30 protein-coding genes are annotated in these 26,340 nt (G+C 69.2%); 14 read left to right on the top strand and 16 right to left on the bottom strand.

The window, feature by feature from the left end:
* Positions 1-39 precede the first annotated feature (39 nt).
* Positions 40-1,569: an FAD-dependent oxidoreductase gene (locus DXT68_RS02225; protein WP_045252747.1), complete on the top strand. Its 1,530-nt coding sequence runs from the start codon at positions 40-42 to the stop codon at positions 1,567-1,569.
* Positions 1,570-1,572: 3 nt separating this feature from the next.
* On the opposite strand, the gene DXT68_RS02220 is transcribed toward DXT68_RS02225, so the two are convergent.
* From DXT68_RS02220 to DXT68_RS02210, 3 genes are all read right to left on the bottom strand, one after another.
* A complete protein-coding gene (locus DXT68_RS02220) occupies positions 1,573-2,397 on the bottom strand; it encodes a nitroreductase family protein (protein WP_045252746.1) in 825 nt (274 codons plus the stop codon).
* A 4-nt stretch (positions 2,398-2,401) separates the two neighbouring features.
* Positions 2,402-2,776: a hypothetical protein gene (locus DXT68_RS02215; RefSeq protein WP_045252745.1), complete on the bottom strand. Its 375-nt coding sequence runs from the start codon at positions 2,774-2,776 to the stop codon at positions 2,402-2,404.
* Positions 2,777-2,924: 148 nt separating this feature from the next.
* A complete protein-coding gene (locus tag DXT68_RS02210; RefSeq protein ID WP_045252744.1) occupies positions 2,925-3,713 on the bottom strand; it encodes a MerR family transcriptional regulator in 789 nt (262 codons plus the stop codon).
* A 178-nt stretch (positions 3,714-3,891) separates the two neighbouring features.
* On the opposite strand from DXT68_RS02210, the gene DXT68_RS02205 reads away from it, so the two are divergent.
* The 7 genes from DXT68_RS02205 (at position 3,892) to DXT68_RS02180 (ending at position 8,709) form a co-directional block, all read left to right on the top strand.
* Entirely contained in the window at positions 3,892-4,134 is a 243-nt protein-coding gene (locus DXT68_RS02205; protein ID WP_045252769.1) for a hypothetical protein, read from the top strand.
* Positions 4,135-4,163: 29 nt separating this feature from the next.
* Positions 4,164-4,925 carry an ATP-binding cassette domain-containing protein gene (locus tag DXT68_RS02200; protein ID WP_244268081.1) on the top strand — a complete coding sequence of 254 codons (762 nt, stop codon included), beginning with the start codon at positions 4,164-4,166 and terminating at the stop codon, positions 4,923-4,925.
* Entirely contained in the window at positions 4,922-6,493 is a 1,572-nt protein-coding gene (locus DXT68_RS02195) for a hypothetical protein (protein WP_045252743.1), read from the top strand. The genes DXT68_RS02200 and DXT68_RS02195 overlap by 4 nt, the downstream gene beginning before the upstream one ends.
* Before the next feature lie 25 nt (positions 6,494-6,518).
* Positions 6,519-6,641, top strand: coding sequence for a hypothetical protein (locus tag DXT68_RS17300; protein WP_279625466.1), 123 nt, complete (start codon positions 6,519-6,521; stop codon positions 6,639-6,641).
* Between the two features lies 1 nt (position 6,642).
* On the top strand, positions 6,643-7,164 hold the full coding sequence (locus DXT68_RS02190; protein ID WP_045252742.1) for a hypothetical protein: 522 nt from the start codon (positions 6,643-6,645) through the stop codon (positions 7,162-7,164).
* 82 nt (positions 7,165-7,246) lie between these two features.
* Positions 7,247-8,086 carry a DUF4097 family beta strand repeat-containing protein gene (locus DXT68_RS02185; protein WP_045252741.1) on the top strand — a complete coding sequence of 280 codons (840 nt, stop codon included), beginning with the start codon at positions 7,247-7,249 and terminating at the stop codon, positions 8,084-8,086.
* Positions 8,083-8,709, top strand: a complete 627-nt coding sequence (locus DXT68_RS02180) for a PadR family transcriptional regulator (RefSeq protein ID WP_045252740.1) — start codon at positions 8,083-8,085, stop codon at positions 8,707-8,709. Before DXT68_RS02185 ends, DXT68_RS02180 begins: the two co-directional genes overlap by 4 nt.
* 314 nt (positions 8,710-9,023) lie before the next feature.
* Here DXT68_RS02180 and DXT68_RS02175 read toward each other — a convergent pair whose 3' ends face one another.
* Positions 9,024-9,566, bottom strand: a complete 543-nt coding sequence (locus DXT68_RS02175) for a universal stress protein (protein ID WP_052677740.1) — start codon at positions 9,564-9,566, stop codon at positions 9,024-9,026.
* 149 nt (positions 9,567-9,715) lie between these two features.
* On the opposite strand from DXT68_RS02175, the gene DXT68_RS02170 reads away from it, so the two are divergent.
* On the top strand, positions 9,716-9,904 hold the full coding sequence (locus DXT68_RS02170; RefSeq protein ID WP_045254362.1) for a DUF3073 domain-containing protein: 189 nt from the start codon (positions 9,716-9,718) through the stop codon (positions 9,902-9,904).
* 92 nt (positions 9,905-9,996) lie between these two features.
* Complete coding sequence (locus DXT68_RS02165) at positions 9,997-10,836, top strand: MOSC domain-containing protein (protein WP_045254363.1); 840 nt, start codon at positions 9,997-9,999, stop codon at positions 10,834-10,836.
* A 36-nt stretch (positions 10,837-10,872) separates the two neighbouring features.
* Here the strand turns inward: DXT68_RS02165 and DXT68_RS02160 are convergent, their stop codons facing one another.
* The 3 genes from DXT68_RS02160 to purM are packed head-to-tail and all read right to left on the bottom strand — an operon-like array spanning position 10,873 to position 14,831.
* Positions 10,873-12,243 carry an MFS transporter gene (locus tag DXT68_RS02160; protein ID WP_244268191.1) on the bottom strand — a complete coding sequence of 457 codons (1,371 nt, stop codon included), beginning with the start codon at positions 12,241-12,243 and terminating at the stop codon, positions 10,873-10,875.
* A complete protein-coding gene (purF, locus tag DXT68_RS02155) occupies positions 12,216-13,688 on the bottom strand; it encodes an amidophosphoribosyltransferase (protein WP_045254364.1) in 1,473 nt (490 codons plus the stop codon). The genes DXT68_RS02160 and purF overlap by 28 nt, the downstream gene beginning before the upstream one ends.
* 6 nt (positions 13,689-13,694) lie before the next feature.
* Positions 13,695-14,831, bottom strand: coding sequence for a phosphoribosylformylglycinamidine cyclo-ligase (gene purM / locus DXT68_RS02150; protein WP_045254365.1), 1,137 nt, complete (start codon positions 14,829-14,831; stop codon positions 13,695-13,697).
* Positions 14,832-14,993: 162 nt separating this feature from the next.
* Between purM and DXT68_RS02145 the strand changes: the two genes are divergently transcribed.
* On the top strand, positions 14,994-15,626 hold the full coding sequence (locus DXT68_RS02145; RefSeq protein ID WP_045254484.1) for a hypothetical protein: 633 nt from the start codon (positions 14,994-14,996) through the stop codon (positions 15,624-15,626).
* A 15-nt stretch (positions 15,627-15,641) separates the two neighbouring features.
* Here the strand turns inward: DXT68_RS02145 and DXT68_RS02140 are convergent, their stop codons facing one another.
* Complete coding sequence (locus DXT68_RS02140; RefSeq protein WP_045254366.1) at positions 15,642-15,956, bottom strand: hypothetical protein; 315 nt, start codon at positions 15,954-15,956, stop codon at positions 15,642-15,644.
* Between the two features lie 103 nt (positions 15,957-16,059).
* Positions 16,060-16,431, bottom strand: coding sequence for a sterol carrier family protein (locus tag DXT68_RS02135; protein ID WP_045254367.1), 372 nt, complete (start codon positions 16,429-16,431; stop codon positions 16,060-16,062).
* A gap of 100 nt (positions 16,432-16,531) precedes the next feature.
* Here DXT68_RS02135 and DXT68_RS02130 point away from each other — a divergent pair, with 100 nt between their 5' ends.
* Together DXT68_RS02130 and purD are read left to right on the top strand one after the other, a co-directional pair.
* Positions 16,532-17,212: an NUDIX hydrolase gene (locus tag DXT68_RS02130; RefSeq protein ID WP_045254485.1), complete on the top strand. Its 681-nt coding sequence runs from the start codon at positions 16,532-16,534 to the stop codon at positions 17,210-17,212.
* A gap of 196 nt (positions 17,213-17,408) precedes the next feature.
* Entirely contained in the window at positions 17,409-18,686 is a 1,278-nt protein-coding gene (gene purD, locus DXT68_RS02125; RefSeq protein ID WP_045254368.1) for a phosphoribosylamine--glycine ligase, read from the top strand.
* Positions 18,687-18,760: 74 nt separating this feature from the next.
* Here the strand turns inward: purD and DXT68_RS02120 are convergent, their stop codons facing one another.
* The 7 genes from DXT68_RS02120 to DXT68_RS02090 form a co-directional block, all read right to left on the bottom strand.
* Positions 18,761-19,489: an amino acid ABC transporter ATP-binding protein gene (locus DXT68_RS02120; protein ID WP_045254369.1), complete on the bottom strand. Its 729-nt coding sequence runs from the start codon at positions 19,487-19,489 to the stop codon at positions 18,761-18,763.
* Positions 19,486-20,964, bottom strand: coding sequence for an amino acid ABC transporter substrate-binding protein/permease (locus DXT68_RS02115; protein WP_115760439.1), 1,479 nt, complete (start codon positions 20,962-20,964; stop codon positions 19,486-19,488). The genes DXT68_RS02120 and DXT68_RS02115 overlap by 4 nt, the downstream gene beginning before the upstream one ends.
* Positions 20,965-21,085: 121 nt before the next feature.
* Positions 21,086-21,661, bottom strand: coding sequence for a GNAT family N-acetyltransferase (locus tag DXT68_RS02110; protein WP_244268192.1), 576 nt, complete (start codon positions 21,659-21,661; stop codon positions 21,086-21,088).
* A 110-nt stretch (positions 21,662-21,771) separates the two neighbouring features.
* Positions 21,772-23,322, bottom strand: coding sequence for a DHA2 family efflux MFS transporter permease subunit (locus tag DXT68_RS02105; RefSeq protein WP_045254370.1), 1,551 nt, complete (start codon positions 23,320-23,322; stop codon positions 21,772-21,774).
* Complete coding sequence (locus tag DXT68_RS02100) at positions 23,319-23,930, bottom strand: PadR family transcriptional regulator (protein ID WP_045254371.1); 612 nt, start codon at positions 23,928-23,930, stop codon at positions 23,319-23,321. The genes DXT68_RS02105 and DXT68_RS02100 overlap by 4 nt, the downstream gene beginning before the upstream one ends.
* A gap of 95 nt (positions 23,931-24,025) precedes the next feature.
* Positions 24,026-24,574 carry a GNAT family N-acetyltransferase gene (locus DXT68_RS02095; protein ID WP_045254372.1) on the bottom strand — a complete coding sequence of 183 codons (549 nt, stop codon included), beginning with the start codon at positions 24,572-24,574 and terminating at the stop codon, positions 24,026-24,028.
* A gap of 53 nt (positions 24,575-24,627) precedes the next feature.
* Positions 24,628-24,843, bottom strand: a complete 216-nt coding sequence (locus DXT68_RS02090) for a hypervirulence associated TUDOR domain-containing protein (protein ID WP_045254373.1) — start codon at positions 24,841-24,843, stop codon at positions 24,628-24,630.
* Between the two features lie 97 nt (positions 24,844-24,940).
* Here DXT68_RS02090 and DXT68_RS02085 point away from each other — a divergent pair, with 97 nt between their 5' ends.
* On the top strand, positions 24,941-25,819 hold the full coding sequence (locus DXT68_RS02085) for a phosphoribosylaminoimidazolesuccinocarboxamide synthase (RefSeq protein WP_045254374.1): 879 nt from the start codon (positions 24,941-24,943) through the stop codon (positions 25,817-25,819).
* Positions 25,820-26,340: the final 521 nt, after the last annotated feature.

Genomic DNA, 26,340 nt, shown 5'->3' with positions numbered 1-26,340 from the left:
CGGGTGCGGATCAGAAGCTCCGACGCGAAGACTGGGGTCATGAAGCCACTGTGGAAGCTCGACCGGACCCCTCCCACCGGTACACCGTTCGACCCCGGGGCGCGGCACGACGTGATCATCGTCGGCGCGGGCCTCACCGGCCTGACGACGGCCGTGATGCTCTCGCGCGCCGGACTCGACGTCGCGGTGATCGAGGCGGGCGAGGTCGCCGAACTCGCCACGGGAGGCAACACCGGCAAGCTGAACCTGTTGCAGGGCAAACGGCTCGCCGAGATCCGGGCGCACCATTCGGCCTCGTTGCTGCAGGCATACGTCGAGGGCAACCGCGAGGGCATGGACTGGCTGGTCGCATTCGCCGATCACGCCGGGGTCTCGTACGAACGACGCACCGATCACTCCTACGCGCAGGACGAGAGCGGACTCGATGCGGTGCGGCAGGTGCACGCGGCGGCGCGCGAGGCGGGACTCCCGACGCGGCTGCTCTCGCGGTCCGAGCTGTCGTCCAGCGCGTTCCCCGCTGCGGGCGCGGTGGCGCTCGACGAGCAGGTCACCATCGATCCGGCCCTGGTGACGGGCGCCCTGGCAGCCGAGCTCCTCGCCGCGGGAGGGACCCTGCACACCGGCGTCCGCGTCACCGCGACCCATGCCCTCCCCGATCCGCGTGTGGAGACGCCGGTCGGTCCCCTCTTCGCCGACCACATCGTGATCGCGACCGGATACCCCATCCTCGACCGCGGCCTGTACTTCGCCAAGATGCGCGCGTTCCGCTCATACTGTGTCTCGTTCCGCGTGCCGGGAGACGTTCCCGAGAGCACCTTCATCTCGGTCGACAGCCCCACCCGCTCGATCCGCCCCGTGTCCTCCGCGGACGGCCCCGGTGGCGACGCGCGTCTCGTCGTCGGCGGCAACGGACACCCCGTCGGACGCTCCGACGGTGAGGCCGCGGCCGTCGACGACCTCGTGTCCTGGGCGCGCACGTACTTCCCCGATGCGGAGGAGACCCACCGCTGGTCGGCTCAGGACTACGAGTCGCACAACCAGATCCCCTTCGTCGGCGCGATGCCTCGCGGGCTCGGTCGCATCCGCTTCGCGACCGGATACGCGAAGTGGGGGCTGTCGAACGCCCCCGCCGCCGCCCTGCGTCTCACCGCCGAGATCCTGGGCGCGAGCTGGCACGATCGTCCTGGGTGGATGGTGAAGATCGGCACGAGGCTCACCGTCCCCGCGGATCTCGCGCGCGGCGCGGTCGAGGGGGCCAAGGTCGCCGCGGCAGCGACGACCGGGTGGATCGACGCCGAGTCCCGTCCTGTTCCCGTGCCGAGGCCCGCCGAGGGAGAAGGCGTCGTCGCGCAGCGCAGTGGGCGCCCCGTCGCGATCTCGACGGTCGACGGAGTGACCCGCGCGGTCTCGGCCGTGTGTCCGCACCTCGGCGGCGTGCTCGCGTGGAACGACGCCGAATGCACGTGGGACTGCCCGCTGCACGCCTCGCGCTTCGCCCCCGACGGCACCCGCATCGAGGGGCCCGCGCTTCAGGACCTCACGGTACTCCCGCGCACGAGCGGCGGGTGACGCTCAGTCCCGGGGCGGCGCGCCGGCCCCGGGAGGCGGCGAGTCCCACCCCTGCTGGGGCTCGTCGCAGTTCTCGCGGAACACGTACTGCGAGACGAGCTTGCGCTGGTGGCTCGACCAGTCGATCGCCGGCCGGCGCTGCTCCGGGGGCAGATAGCCGAGCCGGTAGACGGCCATGAGCTCCAGGTCGTCGGGCACGCGCAGCAGCGCGTTGATCTCGTCCCAGCGCCCCGGCACCTCCATCGGGAACGAGATGAACTGGATCCCCATGCCCAGTTCGACGGTGGTGAGCCAGACGTTCTCCATCGCCGCGCCCATGCTGAACACCGAGTAGAACGACGACAGCTGGCCCGGACGGTACTCGCTGCGATCGAGCATCACTCCGAGCAGCAACGGGGATCCGCCGACCAGCTTGTGGTTCTCCTCCCCCAGCGTCTTGGGCACGCCGAACGTGTTCATCAGCTTCTGGCCGCGCTTGGTGAAGACCTGGCTCGTGAAGGGCCGCAGCGCCGCGGGGAGCTTGTCGAACAGCATCCCGCTGCGCTTCTCCTCCATCTCGGCCTGGCTGAAGCGGAAGTACGGCTTGTACCGCTCGAAGAACGTGCCGTTCGACATGGCCTCGGTCATGCTCTCACCGGAGATCCGGGCGATCTTGTCGATCGTGTCGCGGTTCTCGATGACCACGAAACGCCACGGCTGACTGTTCAGCTGCGAGGGCGCCCGCCCCGCCGCCTCGAGCAGGATGCGCTGATGCTCCTCCGACACCGGGTCGGGCAGGAAGGGCCCGTTCGTGGTCTTGCGGCGGCGGATGGCGTCGAGCAGTTCCATGCGTTCACTTCCGGTCGGTGACGAGGCGCGAGCAGATCAGGCCCGCGACGATGAAGGGCGCCGCGGCGAGCGCGACGAGCGGATGCCGGCGGGTGTGCGTTCCCACGTGCGGGATGGCCGCGAGGGGCACCGCCGCCGGCGCGAGGGCCAGGGCGGCGCGTCGGCTCGCGGGCCTCGGCCGCCCCCAGAGGAGCGCCGAGAACGCGGCGGCGGACGTCACGCAGGTGGCGATGTACATCGCATGATGCAGCCAGCGGAATCCGCTCGTGTCGATGACTCGGGCGGCGACGGCGAGTCCGAGCGCGCAGTTGGCGGCGTAGGCCACGGCGGCGGCGATGAAGAGCGGCGCGGCGTTCGTGCGTCTCCGGCGGTGGCCCATGCCACGACCCTACGCCCCGCCTCGGCATCCGCTCCTGCCCTTGCCGTGGCGTGGCGGCCTGTGCAATGCGGCTCGTGCCTCTCCTGCTCCGCTGCTCGCTCTGCGACCGGAGGTCCCGGTCACAGAGCGAGCTCGACGAGGCGACGCGCTAGAGGTTCGCCTCCGCGTAGACGCGGAGCGCGTCACGCACGAACTCCGCTCCCTGCGTGCCGCCGGCGGATGTCGCATAGTTGGCGCCGAAGCGCGGGTCCGCGACGTACATCTCTCCGAGTCCGATCACGTAGCCTCGCACGTCGCCCCCCGCGACTGCCGCCGGAGTGCCGGGGATGCCGGCGAGCCAGGCCACGTGGCGTCGCGCCACGTCCTGAGCCTCGGTCGATGCCGGATCCACGCCGCTCTCGGCGGCGGCGATCCAGTCCCGTCCGAGGTCGGAGACCCGCTGCTGCCAGTCGGCGCGCTCGCCCTCTGCCATCCCCCGCCACCAGCGGTCGCTGTCGGCGTACGCCTCGCGGCCCCACCGGCGCTCGACCTCCTCCCGATGTCGGGTGTGATCGAACCCGTCGAACATGTTCTCTGCCATGAGTTCCTCCCCTCCTCTCAGTGTCTCGATGGTGCTCTCGACCGACGCGATCTGTCGCGCCAGCCGGCCCTGCTCCTCGCGCAGCAGCGCGAGGTGGGTCCTGAGTGCGGACTGCTCACCGCCTCGAGAGGTCGACGTGTCGAGGACCTCGGCGATCTGCGGCAGCCCGAGCCCGAGGTCGCGCAGCAGCAGGATGCGCTGCAGGCGCAGCAGCGCGGTCTCGTCGTACTGGCGGTAGCCGTTGCGCGCGACGCGCGATGCCGGCAGCAGCCCGATCGCGTCGTAGTGGCGCAGCGTTCTGCTCGTGGTGCTCGCGAGCCTCGCGACCTCCTGGATCGACCACTCCCTCCCTGCCATCTCTGCTCCTCCCGCGGGCTCGTCGTGCGATGTCCCCACGCTAGGAGTTGACGCTGCGTCAAGGTCAACCGCTCTTGCTCGTGCGCAAACGTATGTCAGCATTCTGCACTCATATGACTATGTTTACGTGCAAGAGGCAGCACGCCTCTCGCTGTGAAAATTTATGGAGGTGGTGTACATGTCCCTACTGGCGGCAATCGAACCGACGATGATGCGTCGGCGTGCGCAGGACGCGATCGACGATGCGATCCTGCGGATGGATGCCTGGTGGCTGGTGCTGATGGCGGCGATCCTCGTCTTCGGGGTCGCGTTCCTGGCGGCACTGGCGCTGTGGTGCTTCTTCTCCGCCGGGGGTCGCAGATTCAGCGGCAACTGGAAGTGGGGCAAGAGCGGCGTCTCCGTGTGGATCGAATGCGTCTAGACCCACGTCGCCCCCGTGCATCGGTGCCGATGCACGGGGGCGACGACTCCCCGCGCCCCGATTCCTCGCCCCTGCTCGAGGTGGCCGACGTCACCTTCGGATACTCGGCACGGGCCACGGCACTCCGTGACGTCTCGTTCTCGCTCGCCCAGGGCGAGAGGGTCGGCCTGGTGGGGCCGAACGGCTCGGGCAAGTCGACGCTCATCCGCCTCGTGGCAGACCTGTTGCAGGTGCGCCGGGGCGACATCACCATCGACGGTCGCCCGAACCACACCCGCGCGTCTCGAGAACAGCTCTGCTACATCGCGAGCAACGACACCCTGCCGCAGTTCCTGACCGGACGCGAGTACATCGAGCTCATGCATCGCCTCTACCGCACGGCTCCCGACGAGGCCACCGTCGACGACCTGCTCGAGCGCTATCAGATGGGCGGGCGGCAGTTCGACCTGATCGAGGACTACTCGCACGGGATGCGCAAGAAGATCCAGCTCGTCTCGGCACTCTCCCTGAGCAGACCGCTCACGATCATCGACGAGACGCTCAACGGCGTCGACGTCGACGCGCTGTTCGAATTCGAGCTCGATGCCGCTCGCGTGGCCGACGACCGCGGGCTGCTGCTGTGCAGCCACGACTTCCGCCTCCTCGAGAACGTCTGCGACCGCGTGATCGTGCTCTGCCGGGGTGAGATCGCGTTCGACCTTCCCACCTCGCGCGTGCTCGACGACTTCGGATCGGTCGACGCGCTGGTCCGGCGGGCGCTCGCGCTCGCCCGTGCGCAGGAATCGCCATGAGGCCGTCGCTGCAGCTGGCCGGTTTCCTCTGGATGTTCCTGGTGCGACGCATCCTCCGCCGCGGCGTGCTCCGCGTCGCGGCCGTCCGCTGGGCGCTCGTCGCCGCGGTCGCGGCGGCGTTCGTGGGCTTCTGCGCGTTCGGTGTGCTCGCCCTGCGGCAACTGATCGTCGACCCCGAGCAGCTTCCTCCCCTGGTGCGCGTCGTCGGCGTCTCGATACCGCTCTGGGTGCTCACGGCGTTCACCGTCGTGCGGGTGCTGTTCCTGAAGGCCGGCGATCTGATCGAGCTCACCTTCTCCTTTCCGCTGACCAATCGAGCGCGCGGTCTCGGAGTGCTGCTCTTCGAGACCCTGCTCGTCGCCATCGCGGTCACCTTCGCGCTCGGCGCCGTCATCTCCGGGGCACTGTCGATCGGCGGCGTCGGCATCCTCGACGACATCGTGACCTGCGTGATCCTGCCGGCGGTCGTCGCCTATCTGCTGACGAGTGTCGCCTACCTGGCGCTCGAGCGGCTGCTCCTGCGCATCCGTCTCGCCCGGCTCCGGGCGTTTCTCGTACCGGTGGCGCTCGCCGGCGCCATGGTCGCCGTCTATCTCGGGGTGTCATCACAGTCCGAGCCGGTGCTCTTCGCGGCCGTCGGTCAGGGCGATGACTATTTCGCCCCCTCGCTGATCTTCGCCGACATCGCCGCGTCGCACGGACTGCTCGCCGCGCTGTCGGCGTGGGTGCCGTCGGTCGCGCTGCTCGTGCTCGCCGTCATCGCGATGGCGCCGCGGCAGTTCGAGCCGACGCGGCGCTTCGCCGTCATGCCCCGCCTCTTCGGGTCGACCGAGTTCGGCGTCTACTTCTCGGCCCACATCCGGGCGATCGAGACCATCACCGTGATCGGGCTGGCTCTGGCGGGGTCGTACGCCCTGTTCCTCGCGAACGTCCGGCTCCCCCCTCTGCTGCTCATCGCGGTCTCGGTGCAGTCCGTCTACTCCTTCGTCTCGACCGAGTCGCTGCGCGCCACCGGGCCGCGGCGGCACGGCGGGTCGATGCGCTATCTCCTGATCCTCGGCCCGCAGCTGGCGGTGCTCGCGCTGATCGCGGTCCCGGTGAGCGCCCTCTCGGCGCTCACCGGGACACCCGCGGATGCCATCCTCACCGTCATCGGCTTCGCGGCGTCCAACATCGTCGTCCTGACTCTCGCCGGAATCGCCTTCCCTCCCGAGAAGGGCAACCCGTTCTCGGTGATCGCCGGTGTCGCCATCGCCGGGCTCGTGGTGGGGACGATCATGCTCGGCACGAACCTCCTCGGACTGCCGACTCCCTTCACCATCGGGGTGATGGTCTTCCTCACCCTGCTCTCTGCCGCACTCTCCATCGCAGGGATGGACCGAACAGAAAGGACCGCTCGTCATGAAGTGGTTGTTGAGGACCGCCGTGAGCGCGGTCGGAGCGCTCGTCGTCACCGCGGGGGCGGCGATCGCCACCGCGATCTGGTTGATGTTCGCGGAAGGATCGACGGAGGGCCGAAGGCTCGGCTTCTTCGGGGCGGTGTTCGTCGAGGTGCATCCGAGCGCTGACGGGCCCACCCAGCTGGGAGCGGGGTTGAACGACGCGCTTCCGATCATCCTCAGCATCATCGTGGTGACGGTTTTCATCCTCGCCGTGTTCGCCGTGCACGATGCGCTCGTCGAGCGCCGCAGATACCTCCTCGCCGGGGGGAGCTGAGATGTGGTCGGCCCGCGCCGAGCGCGTCGGCGCGGGCCTCATCTGCCGATGGCTCCTCCTCGCGGCCTGGCCGCTCCATCTCGGCTTCGGCGCGCTGGTCGTGGCGACCGGGGCACTCGCCGCCGTCACCGAGCAGACGGGGATCGCGGATGCAGTCGCCGCACTCGCCGCGCACTACGTCCTCGGGCTCTGCTGCTCCTTCGGCCTGCACGAGCTCGGGCACCTGTTCGTGCTCTCGCGTGCGCGCGGGATCACGGCCATCACGCTCGAGCGCACGCTGTGGCGACTGTCGGTGAGCGCGCACGGCCGGATCAGCGGGAGAGCCGCGCTTCTCGCGGCGCTCGCCGGGCCCGGGTCCTGCGTGGTCGCGGGCATCGCCCTTCTGATGCTGATCCCGCAGTCGCACCTGCACCTCTGGTACCTGGCGCACGCCGTGTTCCTCGTCCCGGTCTTCGGCGACGGCAGAACCGTGCTCTCCGTCGTCCTCTCCCGATACCGGCAGGTTCAGTCGCACGCCGAATGAGGGGTTGACAGAGTCGAGATATATCGTGTTACTCTGACCGAAACACGATATATCGTGATCGCTCGACACAGGAGAAGCAGACATGACCGAGAAGTGGCTCGTCGCCCCCGGCGAAGAACGCGTGATCGACATCGAGAACGTCACCCGGCTGAAGATCGGTCTGGTCGGCGGCCAGGTCGACGTCATCGCGCACGATGAACCCGGCATCCGCATCGAGGTGCACGGCGTCACCACCAAGGACCTGCGCATCGAGGCGAACGACGGCGAGGTCGAGATCGACCATCCGCAGCTCGGCTGGGACAACTTCCTCGAGGTGTTCCGCAACTTCGGCTCCGGAGGACCCAAGGCCGAGGTCAGCGTCGCCGTCCCCCGCTCGGTCGCCCTCAACCTGGGCGTCGTGAGCGCCGGGGCCCTGGTGTCGGGCATCCGCAACGATGCACGTCTGAACACCGTCTCGGGCGACCTCATCGTCGACACCCTGATCGGCGACCTCACCGTCAACTCCGTGTCCGGCGACGTGCAGGTGCGCGGACTGACCGGATCCATCAGTGCGAACAGCGTCTCGGGCGACCTCGCCGTCACCGGCACCGTGCGTCGCGCGACCGTCGACATCGTGTCGGGCTCGACGCTCGTCGACGCCGCGGGAGACGTCAACACCATCACCGTGAACTCCGTGTCCGGCGGCACCACCGTGCGACTCGACGAGTCGCTCGCCGCGAACTACGTCATCCGCTCGCTGAGCGGGCGCCTCCTCATCGACGGCGTGGAGCGCAACACGTCGGGCCCCAGCAACTACACCGGATCGACCGGCGAGCTGGCCGGCCGATTCGTCGACCTGCGCGCCAACTCGGTCTCCGGCGGCGTCACGGTGCTCCGCCGCTCACCGGCATCCATCACCGACGATGCGGAGTGGGAAGCATGAGTCCGGCGGTCTTCTCTCACGGCGACCTGAGGCTCTACCTCCTCTCGCTGCTCGCCGAAGCACCCCAGCACGGGTACGGGATCATCCAGGCGCTGACGGACCGCACCGGCGGGACGTACACGCCCAGCGCCGGCACGATCTACCCGCGATTGGCCAAGCTCGAAGAGGAGGGCCTCGTCAGCAAGACCGTCGACGGCCGCACGACGATCTACGCGATCACCGACTCCGGACGCGCCGAGCTCGCCTCACGAGAGGGCGACCTCGCCGGCATCGAGGCGGGGCTGACCGATTCGGTGCGGCTGATCGCCAATGAGGTGCGCCAGAGCGTCAAGGAGGCCATGAAGAGCCTCCGTGCCGACCTCGCCACCGCCGCGAAGGACGATCGCGCCACATCACCGTCGCGTCCCCGCAGTGCGGGCGACGACGAGCGCTCCCTCACCCGTGAGGAGATGCACCGAGCGGATGCCGTCATCAACGCCTTCCGTGCGAGGGTCCGCACCGACCTGCGCACCCACATCGCGAAGGGCGGCACGCTGCCGGCATCCGTGGTGACGCAGCTCGAGGACGGACTGGATGCCGCCGCTCGCGGCATCACCACCGCCCTCGCGGCACTGGGGCGCTGACGTCCTGCGCGTTTCGTCTCGCTCCGCTCGCTCAACGGCCGGATCCGCCCGCCCGCTCGTTGAGCGAGGAGCGCAGCGACGAGACGAAACGCGCCTCCCCCTCCGCCCCCTCACCGCCGGACCCACCCCGCCCGTTGAGCGAGGAGCGCAGCGACGAGACGAAACGCGCGCCCTACTCCGCCGCCTCACCCGCCGGACCCACCCCGCCCGTTGAGCGAGGAGCGCAGCGACGAGACGAAACGCGCACCCCCTCCGCCGCCGGACGCACCCCGCCCGTTGAGCGAGGAGCGCAGCGACGAGACGAAACGCGCGCCCTACTCCGTCCAGATCTCCGGCTGCGTGTCGGGCACGGGCTCCTCCAGCGGGACCACCAGCACCGACCGGTGCTGACGGTGGGCGAGTCGCGCGGCCACCGAACCCGTGAAGAACTCCCTGATCGATTCGCCGATGCCCCGTTTGCGCGTGCCGACGACGATCAGCTGCGCATCGAGTCGGTGGGCGAGCTGCTTGATCGCGAGGGCGGGATCTCCGACGAGCTGCCTCGCGGTCCAGGTGAGCCCCGATCCGTCGAGCACGGCGGCAGCCTGAGCCTGCACCGCCTCGAACTCTGCCGCGCCCGCGTCGAAATTGACGTCGATGGGGGCCGAATGCACGTACCCGTCAGGATCCTCGTAGGTGACGAAGCGCGTGACATCGACATGGGCCACCACGAGGGGCACACGCAACAGTCGGGCGTAGCGCGCGGCCTCCTCGATGACTCTGGGCGCCTGGCCCGGCTGCATCCCGACGATGACTGCTTTCTGCAGTGTCGCGTTCTGCGCCGCCTCATCGGCGTGCGTCGCGTTGCTCTCGGTCATGAGGATCGCTCCCTTCACCAGCCTGCCGACGGGCCAGGGCGGTCCGCCCGCGTGCTATTCTGAATGCTACTCTTACCGGCCTTCAGCCGGTGTCGTGAATGACTCGGGCTCTCGTTGCCCGCAGCTTAACTCGTGAGGGGGTCTCGCGCATGGGCCGTGGCCGTCAAAAGGCGAAACACACCAAGATCGCTCGCGAACTGAAGTCATTCAGTCCGTCGGTGAACTACTCGGCGCTCGAACGTGAGCTCGCGCACCCGAGTGACTCGGAAGACGCGTACGTCGACAAGTGGGCCGACGAGTACGCAGACGAAGACGAGGATGAACTAGAGAAGGCCTGATCGCCCCTCTGTTCGACTTCTCCCCCGCACGACCTGCGGGGGTTTCGTCGTACCCGGCGGTCGACGTTCTCGACACCTGAGAGAATCGGCGCATGCCCCGCGTCACCGCCCTCTACCGCCACCCCATCAAGGGTTTCACCGCCGAGTCCGTCGAGGAGCTGCAGGTGCAGTCCGACGGCAGGGTCGCCGGCGACCGCGTGCTCGCCTTCCGGTTCGCGGACGCTGCGACACCGGAACGGCGCGACGACGGTCTGGACCACTGGCCGAAGGCGCGGGGTCTCTCACTGCAGGACTTCCCCTCGGTGGCCGCGCTGCGCACCCGATACGACGACACCTCCGGTCGGGTGCGGATCGGACACGGCGGCGACCTGCTGGTCGAGGCCGGCCTCGATGCCGACGGTCGCACCGCGCTGGCCGAGGCCGTCACCGAGTTCGTCCTCGCCACCCCCGAGGGCCGCAAGCTCTCGCGCCCGGGTCGTCTGCCGCTGGTGCTCGTCGGTGACGGTGAGACGGCGCGTTTCCAGGACCGCGCTCGCGGCTTCATCTCGGTGCATGGACGAGCGAGCACCCTCGCACTGAGCGGCGCACTCGGGATCGACGTCGACGATCGCCGCTTCCGATCGAACATCGTGATCGACGGCGTCGACGCCTGGGAGGAGCTCGACTGGTCGGGCGAGGTGCGCATCGGCGAGGTGACGCTGCAGACGGAAGGACCCATCGTGCGGTGTCTCGCGACGCATGCGAACCCCGACACCGGCCTCCGCGACGCCAAGGTGCTCACGACCCTCACCGGCGCCCTCGCTCAGGAGGAGCCGACGCTGGGACGCCTGCTGCTTCCCGCGACGACAGAGGGCTCGGTCTCGTCCGGCACGATCAGGCTCGGCGACGACGTGCGTCTGCCCACCGTGCAGAGAACTCCCGCGACGGCCTGACCCCGCGACCCCCGGTCTGAGGTCCGATCGCGCGCGTCACCACCGCCCGTATCGGCGCTCCCAGTCCTCCTCGATCGTGCGTCGTCGACCGGCGACCCAGCCCGCGGGGATGACGGCGATCAGCACGCCGACCAGGACCCACAGAGGGATCACCCAGCTGTCGGTCACGTCATGCAGCAGGCCGATCAGCAGGGGGAACACGGCCGCCACGGCATACCCGATGCTCTGCACGAAACCGCTCAGCGCGACGGCGCTCTCGGGTGTGCGGGCACGGATGCTCAGCAGCACCAGCGCGACCGGGAACAGTGCCGGTGCGAGGCCGAACAGCACGACCCAGAGCGGGAGTCCGACGGTCGGGAAGAAGAGGAAACCGGCCAGGCCGATCAGTCCCGAGGTGATCGCGAAGAAGAACACCGGTCGCGTCGCCTGGAAGCGCACGATGAGGATCGGCACGATCAGCGAGCACGGCAGCCCCATCAGGCCGAACAGCGACAGCAGCAGCCCCGCGTTCGACGGCGAGACACCGCCCACATCGATCATGATGGTGGGCAACCACGAGAACGAGACGTAGGCCACGGTCGACGACGCCCCGAAGACGAGCGCGATAGACCAGGCCAGAGGCAGGCGCCACAGTCGACCGAACACCCGGGGGTTGGCGGGCGCTGTGCCGATCGGGCCGGTCGCCAGCGAGGCGGCGCGGGAATCGGCGTCGGCGTCCGTCTCCGCATCCGCATCCGTCTCCGCATCCGTCGACGTCGAATCAGCCGCCGAACCCGACACCGGCACGCGCGCGGCGGGACCGGCCGTGCGGTGCGCGAGCAGCATCGTCACCCACGGCACCAGCGCGATCGCGGCGAACACGCCCCACAGCCCCAGAGACACGCGCCAGCCCGCCGTGTCGGCGATCGGCACGGCGACGAGGGGTGGGACGAAGGTCGACACGGCCATCGTGGTCGAGTAGACCGTCATCATCAGCCCGAGGCGATCGGGGAAGTACTTCTTGACCAGCGGCGGCAGCAGCACGTTCCCCGAGCCGACGCCCGCGAACACCACGGCGGTGGCGGCGAGGAGCGACGTCGAATCGACCGCGAGGCTGCGCAGCAGCAGACCCGCCGCGATCAGTGCGATCGCGACGACCGCGACGCGTTCGAGACCGAAGCGACGCTCGAACAGCGGGGTGAGCAGACCGAACACGGCGAAGCACACCGGCGGAGCGGCCCCGATGAGACCGACGACGACCGACGAGACCGGGAAGTCCTCGGCGACATGGTCGATCACCGGCGACAGCGAGGCGACGGCCGATCGCAGCGAGAACGCGACGAGGACGATGCCGATCAGGGCGAGCGCGCGTCCACGCCACAGCGGCTGCGCACCCGAGGTCACGAGGTCTGCGACCCCTCCACCCACGCGAGGTACTCGTCGGAGACGGTGCCGGTGACGTACCGACCGTCGAAGCAGCTCATGTCGAGATCGTCGAGCACCGACCCCTCGGTGATCGCGGCCTTGAGGTCCTCGACCTCCTGGTAGACCAGGTGGTCGCAGCCCAGTTCGGCGGCGATCTCGGGAATGGTGCGGCCGTGCGCGATGAGCTCGTGGCGCGAGGGCATGTTGATGCCGTAGACGTGCGGATACCGCACGGGGGGCGCCGCCGAGGCGAACGTGACCGACGTGGCGCCGGCGTCCCTGGCCATCTGGATGATCTCCCGCGAGGTCGTGCCGCGCACGATCGAGTCGTCGATCAGCAGCACGTTCTTGCCCTGGAACTCCGTCGACATGGCGTTGAGCTTCTGCCGTACGCTCTTCTTGCGCACCGCCTGCCCGGGCATGATGAAGGTACGCCCCACATAGCGGTTCTTGTAGAAGCCCTCGCGGTATTCGATGCCCAGCTTGCGCGCGACCTCCATGGCCGCGGGACGCGAGGAATCGGGGATCGGCATGACCACGTCGATCTTGTCCATCGGGACGTGCTTCGCGATGGTGTCGGCCAGCTTGTCGCCCATGCGCAGCCGCGACTCGTAGACCGAGACGCCGTTCATGACCGAGTCGGGACGCGCGAGGTACACGTACTCGAACGCGCACGGCGCGAGCGTGGCGTCCTTCGCGCACTGGCGGCTGTGCAGCTCGCCCTCGTTCGTGATGAAGATCGCCTCACCGGGCTCGACCTCGCGCACGACCTCGTAGTCGGCGTTCTCGAGCACGAGCGATTCGCTGGCCACGACCCACTCGTCGCGGCCCTCCGCTCCGGCGACCGTCGACGGACGACGTCCGAGGATCAGCGGGCGGATGCCGAAGGGATCACGGAAGGCCAGCAGACCGTATCCGGCGATCACCGCGATCACCGCGTAGGCGCCCTCGATGCGCTCGTGCGTGCGCTCGACCGCCTCGAAGATCCGCTCGGAGTCGAGGTCGACCGTCGACGTGGTGTTCTGCAGCTCACCGGCGAGCACGTTGAGCAGCAGCTCGGTGTCGCTCGAGGAGTTGAGGTGACGGCGGTCGCGCTGGGCCATGTCGGCGGTGAGCTCACGGGTGTTGGTGAGGTTGCCGTTGTGGATGAGGATGATGCCGTACGGCGCGTTCACGTAGAACGGCTGCATCTCCTCCTCGTTCGACGCGGTGCCCTTGGTCGCGTAGCGCACGTGACCGAGTCCGACGTTGCCCAGCAGCGCGCGCATGTCGCGGGTGCGGAACGCCTCGCGGACCATGCCCTGCGCCTTCGCGTTGTGCATGACGCCGTTCGCCTCAGCGGTCGCGATGCCCGTCGCATCCTGGCCGCGGTGCTGCAGCAGCAGGAGTGCGTCGTAGATGTCCTGATTGACCGGGGCAGAGCCCACCATTCCGACGATGCCGCACATGGACTCTTACTTCGCTCCGTCCGCGTAGGCGCCGACCAGGCGCACCGCTCCACCGTCGACGCCCTTGGCGCCCTGTTCGAACTCGCCGTCCGGGCGGGCACCGAAGCCCACCGTGCCGACCTGCCAGGCGGGCATGCCCTCGGCCGCGAGGGCGGCGATCGCCGCGTCCTTCGCCTCCGCCGAGATGACCGCGAGGAAGCCGATGCCGAGATTCCACGTGCCCTCGGCCGACTCCAGCGTCGATCCCGCGATGTCGCTGAGCACCCGGAAGACGGGGCTCGGAGACCACGTGCTGCGATCGACCTCCGCCCAGCTCCCCTGCGGGAGCACGCGTGCGAGGTTGGCGGCGATGCCGCCGCCGGTCACATGGCTGAGCGCGTGGACCGCGCCGGTTCCTGAGCCTGTCGAAGGGCCCAGCTTCTCGATGAGACGCAGCAGGGGAAGCGTGTAGAGGCGGGTCGGCTCGAGCAGGGTCTCGCCCCATGTCATGCCGAAGTCGGCGGCGTTGTCGCCGTAGCCGATGCCCGCGTTCGTGACGATGTGACGCACGAGCGAGTAGCCGTTGGAGTGCAGACCGCTCGACGCGACCCCGAGGACCACGTCTCCGTCCTGCACGCGATCAGCGCCGAGGATCGCGTCGGCCTCGACGACACCCGTCGCCGCACCCGCGACGTCGTAGTCGCGGGGTCCGAGGAGCCCGGGGTGCTCGGCGGTCTCTCCGCCGACGAGCGCGGTGCCCGTCGCGGCGCACGCCTCGGCGATGCCGCGCACGATGTCGGCGATGCGCTGTGGGAACACCTTGCCGCAGGCGATGTAGTCGGTCATGAAGAGCGGCTTCGCTCCCACCACGACGATGTCGTCGACGACCATGCCGACCAGGTCCTGGCCGATCGTGTCGTGCTTGTCGATGGCCTGCGCGATGGCGACCTTGGTGCCGACGCCGTCGGTGCTCGTGGCGAGCAGCGGTCGGCGGAAGTCGCGCAGCGCGCTGGCGTCGAACAGGCCCGCGAATCCGCCCACACCGCCCAGCACTTCAGGGCCGTGCGTCGCGCGCACGGAAGACTTCATCAGCTCGACGGCGAGATCACCTGCAGCGGTGTCGACGCCGGCTTCGGAATAGGGATTGGTGGGGGAGGCAGCCACCCCTCCAGCCTAGCGCGCGGCAGGCGGCGGGTCTCACCAGGAGTCCTGGTGCGGATCCGGTCCCGTGCCGCGGCATCGTTCCGCGGCGGTCGGCAGGCGGATGCGCGAGCCATCCTCGATCGAGACTGCCGTGATGGCGCGAGCGTCTCCTACGATGGGGCCATGGCCGACAAGCCGCAGTGGTTGATCCGCGAGGACGCGAGCGTTCCCGTCCTCGTCGCGCTCGCGCTGCGGCAGTCACTCGGCATCCGGGTGCCCGACGACCTCCCGAGCCTGCGAGACCTGCCGGTGCGCGCACCGGACGCCGTCGAGGTCACACCGGCGCTCGAGAAGCAGTGGCGCGAGTACTGGGACATGACGATCGAGCCCCGGGCGCATCCGTCCGAGGTGCCGCTCGAGCTCATCGGCGGCTTCGACACGCTCGTCGCCCTGCCCGCATCCGGCGCGGAGGAGCTCGCGGCCGCGATCGCACCGCAGGCGGCATCCGCCCTGCACTTCGCCCGCGGGGCGCACGACAGGTACGTCGCCTCCATCCGCAGCTCGATGGGCAACCGCTCGACGGGCGGCTCCATCGGCGGAGAGGCGTACCGCGCCTACGCGAGCGCCATCGCCGAGTTCGAGCGCGACGTCGGCCGGCGCGCGCATTCGTTCGAGCTGAACGTGCAGGTGCTGCCGTTCTCGCAGCGGGGCATCTGGTGGGTCGGCGCCCTGACGGTCGCGGTGACCGACGGCCTGCGCCGGGACGTGGTGTCGTTCGACGCGGCGATCAGACCGATCATCGCCGAACTGGCCTGACCCGGGACGCGGGTGTCAGTCGCTCTCGATGATCGTCTCGTGCTCGACGTGCACGACCCGGTCGTGCCGACGCGCCGTGCGCTCCAGGATCAGGGCGACGACGCTGCCGAGCGCGAAGCCGATCGGCACCGTCCACAGCAGCAGGAAGCCGAACACCTGGCCGGGAGGGTAGACGACGTTGACCGCGTCGGACGGCTCATAGCTGCCCACCATCGTGAGGATGCCGGCGGCGATGATGCCGAGCACGACGCCGATGCCCATGAACACGCCGAAGCGCGGCACGCGGCGGACGGTCGCCTCGACCGTCTGGGGGGAATCGTGGGAGGCCATGAGTCCATTGTCCCACCGTTGGCGGCCGCGCGCGCCCGTCTGCCCGGCGGAATGCGGCTCCTCGCGGCGTCCGTCGCGGACGGGCCCCGGTGTCTGGTGGGCCTCAGGGTCGCAGCGGCAGCACGTCGGCGAGGTCGGCCCGCGTGCCCGAGGCGCTGACCCGGCCGGACGATGCGGCATCGACCCAGTGCTCGGCGCCCGTGGCGACCGCGATCCAGGTCGCGGCATCCATCTCGACGACGTTCGGCGGCGTGCCTCGCGTATGCCGCGGACCCTGGATCACCTGCACGGCACCGAACGGCGGCACCCGCACCTCGACGCTGTTCCCCGGGGCCTTCTCGTCGAGCAGCTGCAGCAGGTAGCGCACCGCCGTCGCCAGGGCCGTGCGCGCCGGCTTCTCGCCCGCGGCATCCGCTCGTCGCACCGTGTCGAGAGCCGCTCGGCCGTCGATGATGTCGATCTTCCTCGGGGGCATGCGCCCAGGCTACGCCGCGTTGCGCACGAACGAGCGGTCGATCGAGCCGTTCGACGCGCCGACCGCCGTGGCCGGCACGCACGGGAATATGCTCGAGGCGATGAGCGAGACCCCCGATCCCCTGCCCGGCGCGCGCGCCGAGCTGCTGGCCGCCGCCCGACGAGCGGATGCCTGGGCTCGCCCCTTCCCGCCGGTCGTCGGCCCCGCGCACCCGGCGTCGGTGTTGGTGCTGTTCGGCCGGCTCGACAGCATCCCGGCGCAGACCGACGAGCTGACCGTCGCCGCCGACCTCGATGTGCTGCTGCAGCGCCGCGCCGCCACGCTGTCGTCGCATCCGGGGCAGGTGTCGTTCCCCGGCGGCCGGCGTGAGGAGCAGGATGCGGATGCCGTGGCCACGGCCCTCCGCGAGGCCGAGGAGGAGACGGGTCTCGACCCCGCGGGCGTCGACGTGCTCGCGACGCTGACCGAGCTTCCGCTGGCGGCGAGCAATCACGTGGTGACCCCGGTGCTGGCATGGTGGCGTTCGCCGTCACGCGTTGCGGCGGTGGATCATGCCGAGACGGTCGACGTGTTCCGGGTGCCGGTGGCGCAGCTGCTCGACCCCGAGACCCGGTTCACCTCGACGCTGCACCGCCTGGGGCGCACCTGGAAGGGCCCCGCCTTCGACGTCGACGGGACGATCGTGTGGGGGTTCACCGCGATGGTGCTCGATGCGCTGTTCGACGCGACCGGGTGGACGCGGGAGTGGGACCGGTCGCTCGAGCGCCCGATCGACCTCTGAGTCCTCGTCTCTTCCTGTCTGAGCTCTTCCGTCTCATCTCTTCCCGTCTCATCTCTTTCACGTTCACAACTCAGCACGGATGTCGTCACCGCCCCGCGAAGGCGCCGCGCACCGGCCCCGGAAAGATCCTGTGCTGAGTCCTGCACGCGCTCGCATCCCGCCGAAACCCGCGCGCGAGCCTCGGTAGTCTGGATGGGTGAAGATCCTCGTCCTCGGTTCCGGTGCCCGTGAGCACGCGATCATCCTCGCTCTGCGAGCAGAGAAGGCGGAGCACGACGTCTTCGTCGCTCCCGGCAATGCAGGAATGGCGGACGACGCGATCCCTGTCACGCTCGACGTGCTCGACGGCGCCGCGGTGACCACGTTCGCCAACGAGCAGGCGATCGATCTCGTCGTCATCGGTCCAGAGGCCCCCCTCGTCGCCGGCGTCGCCGACGTGCTCCGCGCGCACGGGATCCCGGTGTTCGGCCCCGGAAAGGCGGCGGCTCAGCTCGAGGGATCGAAGTCGTTCGCGAAGCGGATCATGGATGCCGCGGGCGTGCCCACCGGTCGGGCGGTGCGCGCCACCACCACCGCGGAGGTCGAGTCGGCATTCGACGACCTCGGCGCCCCCTATGTGGTGAAGGCCGACGGTCTCGCGGCGGGCAAGGGCGTCATCGTCACGTCCGACCGAGGAGACGCGCGCGCCCACGCCGAGAACTATCTGCCCTCCGGCCCTGTGCTGATCGAGGAGTTCCTCTCCGGCCCCGAGGTGTCGCTGTTCTTCCTGAGCGACGGCGACACCGTGCGCGCGCTCAGCCCCGCCCAGGACTTCAAGCGGGCACTCGACGGCGACGAAGGCCCCAACACCGGTGGGATGGGCGCGTACTCTCCCCTCCCCTGGCTCGCCGAGGACTTCGGCAGCGAGCGGGCGTTCGTCGAGGAGGTCACCCGCGATGTGGCGCTGCCGGTGATCCGTCAGCTCGACAGCGAGGGCACCCCGTTCATCGGCCTGCTCTACGCGGGACTCATCCTCACCCCGGCCGGTGTGCGCGTGATCGAGTTCAACGCCCGCTTCGGCGACCCCGAGACGCAGATCGTGCTGCCGCGCCTCACGACCCCCCTGTCGGAACTGCTGTTCGCCGCGGCATCCGGCACTCTCGAAGACCAGCCCGAGCCGGTCTTCAGCGACGACGTCGCCATCACCGTCGTGCTCGCGAGCGAGGGATACCCCGACGCACCGCAGACCGGCCGCCCGATCGAGGGTCTGGCCGACGCCGCGGCGGTCGAGGGCGTGCGCCTCGTGCATGCTGCGACTGCGAGCCCGGACGCCCCCGGCGGATCCCTCATCGCGACCGGCGGTCGTGTGCTGAACGTCGTCGCCGTGGCGGCGGACTTCCCCACCGCCCGCGAGCGCGCGTACGAGGCCATCGGCCGGATCACGCTCGAGGGGTCGCACTTCCGCACCGACATCGCCGCCCGCGTCGCGGAGTAGCGTCGCCCGGCAGAACGGAGCCGACGAAGGCCCCGTCCGGGAAACCGGACGGGGCCTTCGACACAGAAGACGACTCAGAGCACCTTCGAGAGGAAGTCCTTCAGTCGCTCGTTCTTCGGGGCTCCGAACAGCTCGGCGGGCGTCGCCTCCTCGACGACGACTCCGTCGTCCATGAACACGGTGCGGCCGGAGACCTCGCGGGCGAAGCCCATCTCGTGCGTGACCAGCACCATCGTCATCCCGCCGGAGGCGAGGTCGCGGATCACCTGCAGCACCTCGCCGACCATCTCGGGGTCGAGCGCGCTGGTGGCCTCGTCGAAGAGCATGATCTCGGGGTCCATCGCGAGCGCACGGGCGATCGCCACGCGCTGCTTCTGTCCCCCGGAGAGGGATGCCGGCTTCGCATCCGCCTTCTCGGTCAGACCGACCCTCTCGAGCAGTGCCATCCCGCGCTCGCGGGCCTTCGCCTTCGTGACCTTGCCCAGCTCGATCGGGGCGAGCGTGATGTTCTCGAGAACCGTCATGTGCGGGAAGAGATTGAAGTGCTGGAACACCATGCCGATGCGCTGGCGCACCTCGTCGAGCTTGACGCTCTTGTCGGTGAGGTCGACGCCGTCGATGACGACCTTGCCCGACGTCGGCTCCTCGAGCTTGTTGAGGCAGCGCAGCAGCGTCGACTTGCCCGAACCCGACGGCCCGATGACGGCGACGACCTCGCCGTCCTCCACCGTGAGGTCGATGCCCTTGAGCACCTCGTTCTGGCCGAAGGACTTGTGCAGGTTCTGCACGGCGATCTTGCTCATGCGTTGAACTTCCTCTCGAGGCGGTTCGCGAGCAGCGTCAGCAGCGTGATCACGACGAAGTAGATGATGGCGACGATGGTCAGCACCTGCGCCGACAGGTACGTCGAGGCGATGATCTGACGCGACTGGAACGTCAGCTCGGCGAGGCCGATGACGCTGATCAGCGACGTGTCCTTGAGCGTGATGATGCCCTGGTTCACGAACGACGGGATCATGATGCGGAAGGCCTGCGGCAGCACGACCTTCTGCATGGTCTTCCAGTGGCCGAGGCCCAGCGAACGCGATGCCTCGTTCTGCCCGGGATCGACGGCCTGGATGCCGCCGCGGATGATCTCGGTCATGTAGGCGCCGGTGTTGAGGGACAGCGTGATCGCACCGGCGACGAACGGGTCGAACGTGAGCCCGGGGAACAGCTGCGGGACCGCGAAGAACACGAAGAAGGCCTGCACGAGGATCGGCGTTCCTCGGAACACGAACACGTAGGCGGTGGCGAGCCAGCGGAACGGCAGGAACTTCGAGATGCGCCCGAAGCCGAACACGATGCCGAGGATGAACGCGGCGACGAGGGCGACGAGCGTCGCGAGGATCGTGAGACCGAGACCGCTCATCAGCGCGGGCCAGTACTTGACCGCGACCGAGATGATGTCGGTCGGCTGCGTGGTCGCCTCTCCGTTGCTCAGGTACGTGTCGACGATCTCGTCGTACTCGCCCGAGGACTGGAGGTTCTCGAGGCCGGCGTTGAACATCTCGATCAGCTCGGGATTCATGCCCTTGTTGACGGCGAAGCCGTACTCTCCGCCGAGCTCGGGTTCGCCGATCAGGCGGAAGCCCGATCCCTGCTGGATGCCGTACGCGAGCACGGGGAAGTCTTCGAAGTAGCCGACCGCCTGGCCGGCCTTGACGGCGTCGACCATATCGGTCGTGTCGGAATAGGGCGTGATCCGGTAGCCGAACTCGTCCTGGTTGTCTTCGGCGAAGGTCTGACCCTGGGTGCCGGTCTTGACCGCGACGGCCTTGCCGTCGAGGTCGTCGAGCGACTGGATGTCACTGGCTTCGAGCACGCCGAGCTGGACGCCGCTGGTGAAGTAGGGGTCACTGAAATCGAACGTCTGCTGGCGGTCTTCGGTGATCGACATGCCCGCCATGACGCCGTCGACCTGGTTCGACTGCAGGGCCTGCAGAGCGGCGTCGAATCCGAGCTGGCGGATCTCGACCTCGAAGCCCTGATCCTCGGCGATCGCACGGAGCAGATCCATGTCGATGCCGACGAGGTCGCCGTTCTCATCGGTGAATTCGAACGGCGCGAACGTGGTGTCGGTGCCGATGACGTAGGTCTCGCCTGAGGTCTCGGCGGATGCCGCGGTCGCACCGCCGAGCAGCGCACCGACCGCGATGAACGCCGTGAGCGCCATCGCTCCGACGGTACGTCCGAGCGTGCGCAGGCGCGCGGACGCAGGAGAGGGATGTGGGATCACGACGGATGCTCCTCGGATCGGGTGGGCGGCAGGACACTGCCACCGGGATGGTCGTCGACGATCAACCCTAACCGGCGACCGCGTGGCGCCGCGTCCGAGGCCCCTCCGGCCGGCCCACCCGCTAGAGCGTGATCCAGTACCGGCGCACCGGGGTGTCGCCGTGCTCAGACACGACGCGGATGTCCTGCAGCACCCCGCCTGCGCTCTCGATCGCGCGGAAGGATCCGATGTTGTCGTCGTCGCAGGTCACCAAGACCCGTTCGAGCCCGATCTCGCGCGCCCGATCGAGGCCGAAGCGCAGCGCGGCCGAGGCATAGCCCTGACGTCGCCGGGACTCCCGCACCGAATAGCCGATGTGCCCACCCACCTCCCGCAGGTGGTCGTTCAGCTCGTGACGGAACGACAGGAACCCGACGACCTCGCCACCGTCGACGATCCAGTAGAGGTCGTTGTGCACCATGCCTTCGGGCAGCGACGCCGAGGTGTCGGCCCACAGCGACGACCTCTCGATCAAGGCGTCGAGCGTCGCCCGGTCAGGGGTGACCGGTGCCTGCAGACCCGATCCGTCGACATGACCGTCGCCGAACTCGGCGACGGTCGCAGCCCAGGAGTCGAACAGGTCTGCGGTGGGCCTGAGGAGCTCGATCGTCATGCCCGATGACATCACAGCGGGCACGACCGTCGCAAACCGGTCCATCGCGTTTCGTCTCGCTCGGCTCCGCCGTGTTCGCTCAACGGCCGGTCAGGGTGTCGACACTGGTCATTGAGCGAGCGAAGCGAGACGAAATGCGCCAGCCGAGCGGTGCGTCAGGCCGCAGGTTCGGGGGCCGCCGCGGGAGCGGATGCCGCCGCATCCGCTTTGTCGTAGCGGCCGAGGAACAGCGACGCGACGAGGGCGACGACCATCACGCAGGCGGGCAGCAGGATCGCCTGCGACATGCCGGCCGCGAAGCCCTCGGCGACCTGAGGGGGCAACGACCCGCCGCCGCTGATGCCCGACGGGGCGTCGGAGAGGCCCGGAAGGTTCGCCTCGAGACGCGACTGCATGAACGCGGCGATGGATGCCGATCCGATGACCGATCCGATGGTGCGGGTGGTGTTGTAGATGCCGGCACCGGCACCGGCCTGATGCCGGGGCAGCCTGCGCGTCGCGGTCGTCGCGAGCGGTCCCCACATGCCCGCGTTGCCGAGGCCCATCAGCGCCGAGGGCAGCAGGAACATCCAGATCGGAGTGTCCATGTTGATCAGTGCCGAGTACCAGACCAGGGCGACCCCCACGCAGAGCAGACCCGGGATGAGGATGATGCGCGGATCGACGCGATCGAGCATCTTGCCGGCGAACGGCGCGAGCACTCCCGACAGCACGGCCATCGGGATCAGCAGCAGTGCGGCCTCGGTCGGCGTGAGCTCTCGTGCCGTCTGCAGGAAGAACATCATCGGCAGCGACATGCTCGTCACCGTGAAGCCCACAGCGGCGATCGCGACGTTGGCGCCCGAGAAGTTGCGGTCGCGGAAGAGGTCGAGCGGAACCAGTGCCTCGCTGCGCGTGCGCGCCTGCTGCACGATGAACACCGCGAGCACGACGAGACCGGCGATGATGAGGCCCCACACCGAGATCGGCCCCCAGATGACGCCCCAGCCGAACTTCTCGCCCTCCTGGAGCCCGAAGACGATCAGGAACAGCGCGACCGCACTGAGGATCACGCCGAGGACGTCGAAGCGGTGCGGGGTGGTCTGCAGTCTCGGCACGAGGCGCCACGCGAGCACGAACGCGACGACGCCGACAGGGATGTTGACGAAGAAGATCCACTCCCAGCCGAAACCGTCGACGAGCAGACCGCCGAGGAGCGGTCCGACGAGTGTCGCGACACCGGCCGTCGCACCCCACAGGCCCATGGCGGCGCCGCGGCGCTCAGGCGGGAACGTGCGCGTGATCACGGCCATCGTCTGCGGCGTCATGAATGCGGCGCCGAGTCCCTGCACCGCACGTGCCGCGATCAGCATCTCGAGCGAGTTCGACAGTCCGCACCAGAGGGAGGCGAGGGTGAAGATCGCGAGGCCGATGAGGTAGATGTTCTTGGGCCCGAAGCGGTCGCCGAGACGTCCGGTGATCAGCAGCGGCACCGCGTAGGCGAGCAGGTAGGCGCTGGTGACCCATACGACGTTGTCGAGGTTGTTGGTCGTCGGGTCGAGCGCCGCCTTGATCGCGGGGTTCGCGACCGAGACGATCGTCGTGTCGACGAGGATCATGAAGAAGCCGATGACGAGGGCCCAGAGGGCGGGCCAGGGGCTCGCGGGGCGCTGTCCGGCGGCGAAGGTTCCCGTGTCGGGTCCTGTCGCCTGGCGGGATTCGGTCATTGCTGTGCAGCCTTTCGCTGAGCGAGGTAGCGGTCTGTGTTCTCGAAAGCCGTGGGCCCCCAGGGGAACTCCTCGGACTCGAGGCGTTCGAGGAGAGAGTCGGTCCAGCGCAGCTCTGCCTCGAGCAGTACTGCCTGGCGGTCGAATTCGACGAGGACCTGTTCGGGCACGCCCTTGGTGCGCGCGTCGACGAGTCCGTCTCGATGCGCCACGTACCCCTCGTCGAGGGCGTCGCGTCGGGAGTGGAGACGTTCGATGACGTCGGCCCGTTCGAGGTTGTGCGCCTCGGCGAGCGCGATGCGGAACTCGGCGGGCCGGTCGATGACCGAGAGCTCTCGACGCAGCCAGTCGACCAGGGCATCCGTCCCCGCATCCGTGAGCGTGTAGGTCGTGCGCTCGGGACGATTGCCGTCGCGGTCGATGCCGACCTCGTCGAGCAGGCCCTCCCGCTGCAGCCGACCGACCGTGTGATACAGCGTGCCGTTGGTGATGGTCAGCAGGCGCTCGTCGCGTCGGGAGCGCATCAGACGCACCATCTCATAGGGGTGCATGTCGCCCTCGCGCAGCAGTGCGAGCACCATCACCCCCATCGGGGTCAGCCGTTCCATCGGCCCCTCCCCAGATGGTTCCGTTCAAATAGTCCATGTGGACTATACGCCTCCGGCCGCCCCACGACAAGGCCGGGGATGCCGGGCGCGCACTCCTAGCGCAGGGCCGCCGCGAGCTGGGCAGGCGCGAGAGGCCGATCCGCATAGACCAGCCTGATCACCGAGGGGTCGGGGTTGCCGGCATCCGGCGCACGGTGCACCAGGTCGAGCCCGATCTTCTGCGCCACGTGCGCCGACCCATGATTGTGCTCGACCAGATAGGCGATGACCGGACGCTCAGGGGCGACGATGCGCGCCTGAGCGAGAGCGGCTCGCGCAAGCTCTGTCGCGTATCCGCGCCCATGGTGGTCGGCGGCGATCCGGTAGCCCACGTTCCATACGCCGCCGTCGAGCAGAGTGCAGCCGCCATTGCCGATCACCTCGCCGGTGTCACGCAGACGCACGACCCACGACCCGAGCCCCGCCCGCTCCCAGCTGCGCTCCCACCGCTGCATCATCCGGATCGTGGCCTCGGTGTCGGTATGACGCAGGCTCGGATAGTGCGTCCACACCCGGGGATCGCTCTGGATGCCGAATACCGCATCGAGATCCGCGGGCACGGCCCGCGAGAGCCGCAGTCGGTCGGTGAAGAGGTCGTCGGTCACAGGTCCACGCTAGGCGGCCCCACCGACACTCGGACTGTGCTCGGCCGCTCGCCTCAGCGGCTCAGCCTGCGCAGCGCCGTTCCCTTGTGCGCCGCGGTGTCACCGCTCTTCTCCGACTTCACGATGTAGGCGGGTTCGCCCTCGGACGCGGTGAAGCTCTGCCCGGCGAACCGGAAGTCCTTCGTCCGCTTCTCCTCGACAGTGCCCTGCGTGCGCCCCTGCGAGGTGTTCCAGCTCACCCGGTCCCCCGTGGAGAGATCCTTCGCCATGACTGCTCCGTTCGTCTTCCGTCGAGCCTCGCCCACGCCGCCCTGGCCACACCAGGGCTTGACACGGCATCCGCTCGCGCTCCGCGATAATGGGCGGGTGAGCACACCTTCGGAGAACAACGCGCAGACCATCCCCGGCTGGCGCCACATCTACTCGGGCAAGGTCCGCGACCTGTACGCCTCGGACGATGCCGCCGACACCCGCATCCTGGTGGTCGCGTCGGACCGCGTGAGCGCATTCGACGTCGTGCTCTCCCCCGGAATCCCCCACAAGGGCGCACTGCTGACGCGTCTGAGCCGCTGGTGGTTCAGCCAGCTGAGCGACGTGCCCAACCACCTCGCCGAGGGCGAGATCCCCGCGAGCGTCGCCGATCGGGCCATGCTCGCGCAGTCGCTGGAGATGCTGCCGGTCGAGTGCGTCGTGCGCGGCTACATCACCGGCTCCGGCTGGGCCGAGTACACCGAGAGCGGCACCGTGTGCGGCATCCCGCTGCCCGAGGGCCTGCAGAACGGCGACCGCCTGCCCGAGCCGCTGTTCACCCCGGCCTACAAGGCGCCGATGGGCGAGCACGACGAGAACATCACGTTCGAGCAGACCGTCGAGCTCGTCGGCGCCGACCGCGCGGCCGAGCTGCGCGACGTGTCGCTGTCGCTGTACACCCGCGCCGCCGCGATCGCCGAAGAGCGCGGCCTCGTGCTCGCCGACACCAAATTCGAGTTCGGCACCGATGCCGACGGCATCCTGCATCTGGCCGACGAGGTGCTCACGAGCGACTCCTCGCGGTATTGGGATGCCGAGGCGTGGCGCACCGGCTCGACGCCGACCGAGCGCATGGCGAGCTTCGACAAGCAGATCGTCCGCGACTGGCTCGCCGCCAACTGGGACAAGCAGGGAGAGCCGCCCGTGCTTCCCGACGACATCGTCGACCGCACGGCCGCCCGCTACCGCGAACTCATCGAGCGCCTCGGCGCCTGACCCTTCGTCTCGCTCCGCTCGCTCAGGGAGCGGGGGTCGACTCGCTCAGGGAGCGGGGGTCGACTCGCTCAGGGAGCGGGGTATGAACCGCGGCCCCCTGAGCGAGGAGCGCAGCGACGAGACGAAGGGTGCCCAACGACCGGGCGCATGAACCACGGCCCCCTGAGCGAGGAGCGCAGCGACGAGACGAAGGGCGCCCAACAACCGGGGGCATGAACCGCGCCCTTCGTCTCGCTCCGCTCGCTCAGGGAGCGGCGGTCAGACCGGGGGTCGACTCGCTCAGGGAGCGGGGGTCGACTCGCTCAGCGGCCGGGCGCATGAACCGCGGCCCCCTGAGCGAGGAGCGCAGCGACGAGACGAAGGGCGCCCAACAACCGGGCGCATGAACCGCGCCCTTCGTCTCGCTCCGCTCGCTCAGGGAGCGGCGGTCAGACCGGGGGTCGACTCGCTCAGGGAGCGGGGGTCGACTCGCTCAGCGGCCGGGCGCATGAACCGCGGCCCCCTGAGCGAGGAGCGCAGCG

This window comes from Microbacterium foliorum (genome assembly GCF_003367705.1).
Lineage (GTDB): Bacteria > Actinomycetota > Actinomycetes > Actinomycetales > Microbacteriaceae > Microbacterium > Microbacterium foliorum.
This window is presented reverse-complemented; position numbering and strand designations above follow the sequence as displayed.

Excerpts from the sequence above, each read along its gene's own strand:
- DXT68_RS02225 (WP_045252747.1), top strand. The coding sequence starts at position 40 with ATGAAGCCACTGTGGAAGCTCGACCGGACCCCTCCCACCGGTACACCG.
- DXT68_RS02220 (WP_045252746.1), bottom strand. The coding sequence starts at position 2,397 with ATGGAACTGCTCGACGCCATCCGCCGCCGCAAGACCACGAACGGGCCC.
- DXT68_RS02215 (WP_045252745.1), bottom strand. The coding sequence starts at position 2,776 with ATGGGCCACCGCCGGAGACGCACGAACGCCGCGCCGCTCTTCATCGCC.
- DXT68_RS02210 (WP_045252744.1), bottom strand. The coding sequence starts at position 3,713 with ATGGCAGGGAGGGAGTGGTCGATCCAGGAGGTCGCGAGGCTCGCGAGC.
- DXT68_RS02205 (WP_045252769.1), top strand. The coding sequence starts at position 3,892 with ATGTCCCTACTGGCGGCAATCGAACCGACGATGATGCGTCGGCGTGCG.
- DXT68_RS02200 (WP_244268081.1), top strand. The coding sequence starts at position 4,164 with ATGCACGGGGGCGACGACTCCCCGCGCCCCGATTCCTCGCCCCTGCTC.
- DXT68_RS02195 (WP_045252743.1), top strand. The coding sequence starts at position 4,922 with ATGAGGCCGTCGCTGCAGCTGGCCGGTTTCCTCTGGATGTTCCTGGTG.
- DXT68_RS02190 (WP_045252742.1), top strand. The coding sequence starts at position 6,643 with ATGTGGTCGGCCCGCGCCGAGCGCGTCGGCGCGGGCCTCATCTGCCGA.
- DXT68_RS02185 (WP_045252741.1), top strand. The coding sequence starts at position 7,247 with ATGACCGAGAAGTGGCTCGTCGCCCCCGGCGAAGAACGCGTGATCGAC.
- DXT68_RS02180 (WP_045252740.1), top strand. The coding sequence starts at position 8,083 with ATGAGTCCGGCGGTCTTCTCTCACGGCGACCTGAGGCTCTACCTCCTC.
- DXT68_RS02175 (WP_052677740.1), bottom strand. The coding sequence starts at position 9,566 with ATGACCGAGAGCAACGCGACGCACGCCGATGAGGCGGCGCAGAACGCG.
- DXT68_RS02170 (WP_045254362.1), top strand. The coding sequence starts at position 9,716 with ATGGGCCGTGGCCGTCAAAAGGCGAAACACACCAAGATCGCTCGCGAA.
- DXT68_RS02165 (WP_045254363.1), top strand. The coding sequence starts at position 9,997 with ATGCCCCGCGTCACCGCCCTCTACCGCCACCCCATCAAGGGTTTCACC.
- purF (WP_045254364.1), bottom strand. The coding sequence starts at position 13,688 with ATGTGCGGCATCGTCGGAATGGTGGGCTCTGCCCCGGTCAATCAGGAC.
- DXT68_RS02145 (WP_045254484.1), top strand. The coding sequence starts at position 14,994 with ATGGCCGACAAGCCGCAGTGGTTGATCCGCGAGGACGCGAGCGTTCCC.
- DXT68_RS02140 (WP_045254366.1), bottom strand. The coding sequence starts at position 15,956 with ATGGCCTCCCACGATTCCCCCCAGACGGTCGAGGCGACCGTCCGCCGC.
- DXT68_RS02135 (WP_045254367.1), bottom strand. The coding sequence starts at position 16,431 with ATGCCCCCGAGGAAGATCGACATCATCGACGGCCGAGCGGCTCTCGAC.
- DXT68_RS02130 (WP_045254485.1), top strand. The coding sequence starts at position 16,532 with ATGAGCGAGACCCCCGATCCCCTGCCCGGCGCGCGCGCCGAGCTGCTG.
- DXT68_RS02120 (WP_045254369.1), bottom strand. The coding sequence starts at position 19,489 with ATGAGCAAGATCGCCGTGCAGAACCTGCACAAGTCCTTCGGCCAGAAC.
- DXT68_RS02110 (WP_244268192.1), bottom strand. The coding sequence starts at position 21,661 with ATGGACCGGTTTGCGACGGTCGTGCCCGCTGTGATGTCATCGGGCATG.
- DXT68_RS02105 (WP_045254370.1), bottom strand. The coding sequence starts at position 23,322 with ATGACCGAATCCCGCCAGGCGACAGGACCCGACACGGGAACCTTCGCC.
- DXT68_RS02100 (WP_045254371.1), bottom strand. The coding sequence starts at position 23,930 with ATGGAACGGCTGACCCCGATGGGGGTGATGGTGCTCGCACTGCTGCGC.
- DXT68_RS02090 (WP_045254373.1), bottom strand. The coding sequence starts at position 24,843 with ATGGCGAAGGATCTCTCCACGGGGGACCGGGTGAGCTGGAACACCTCG.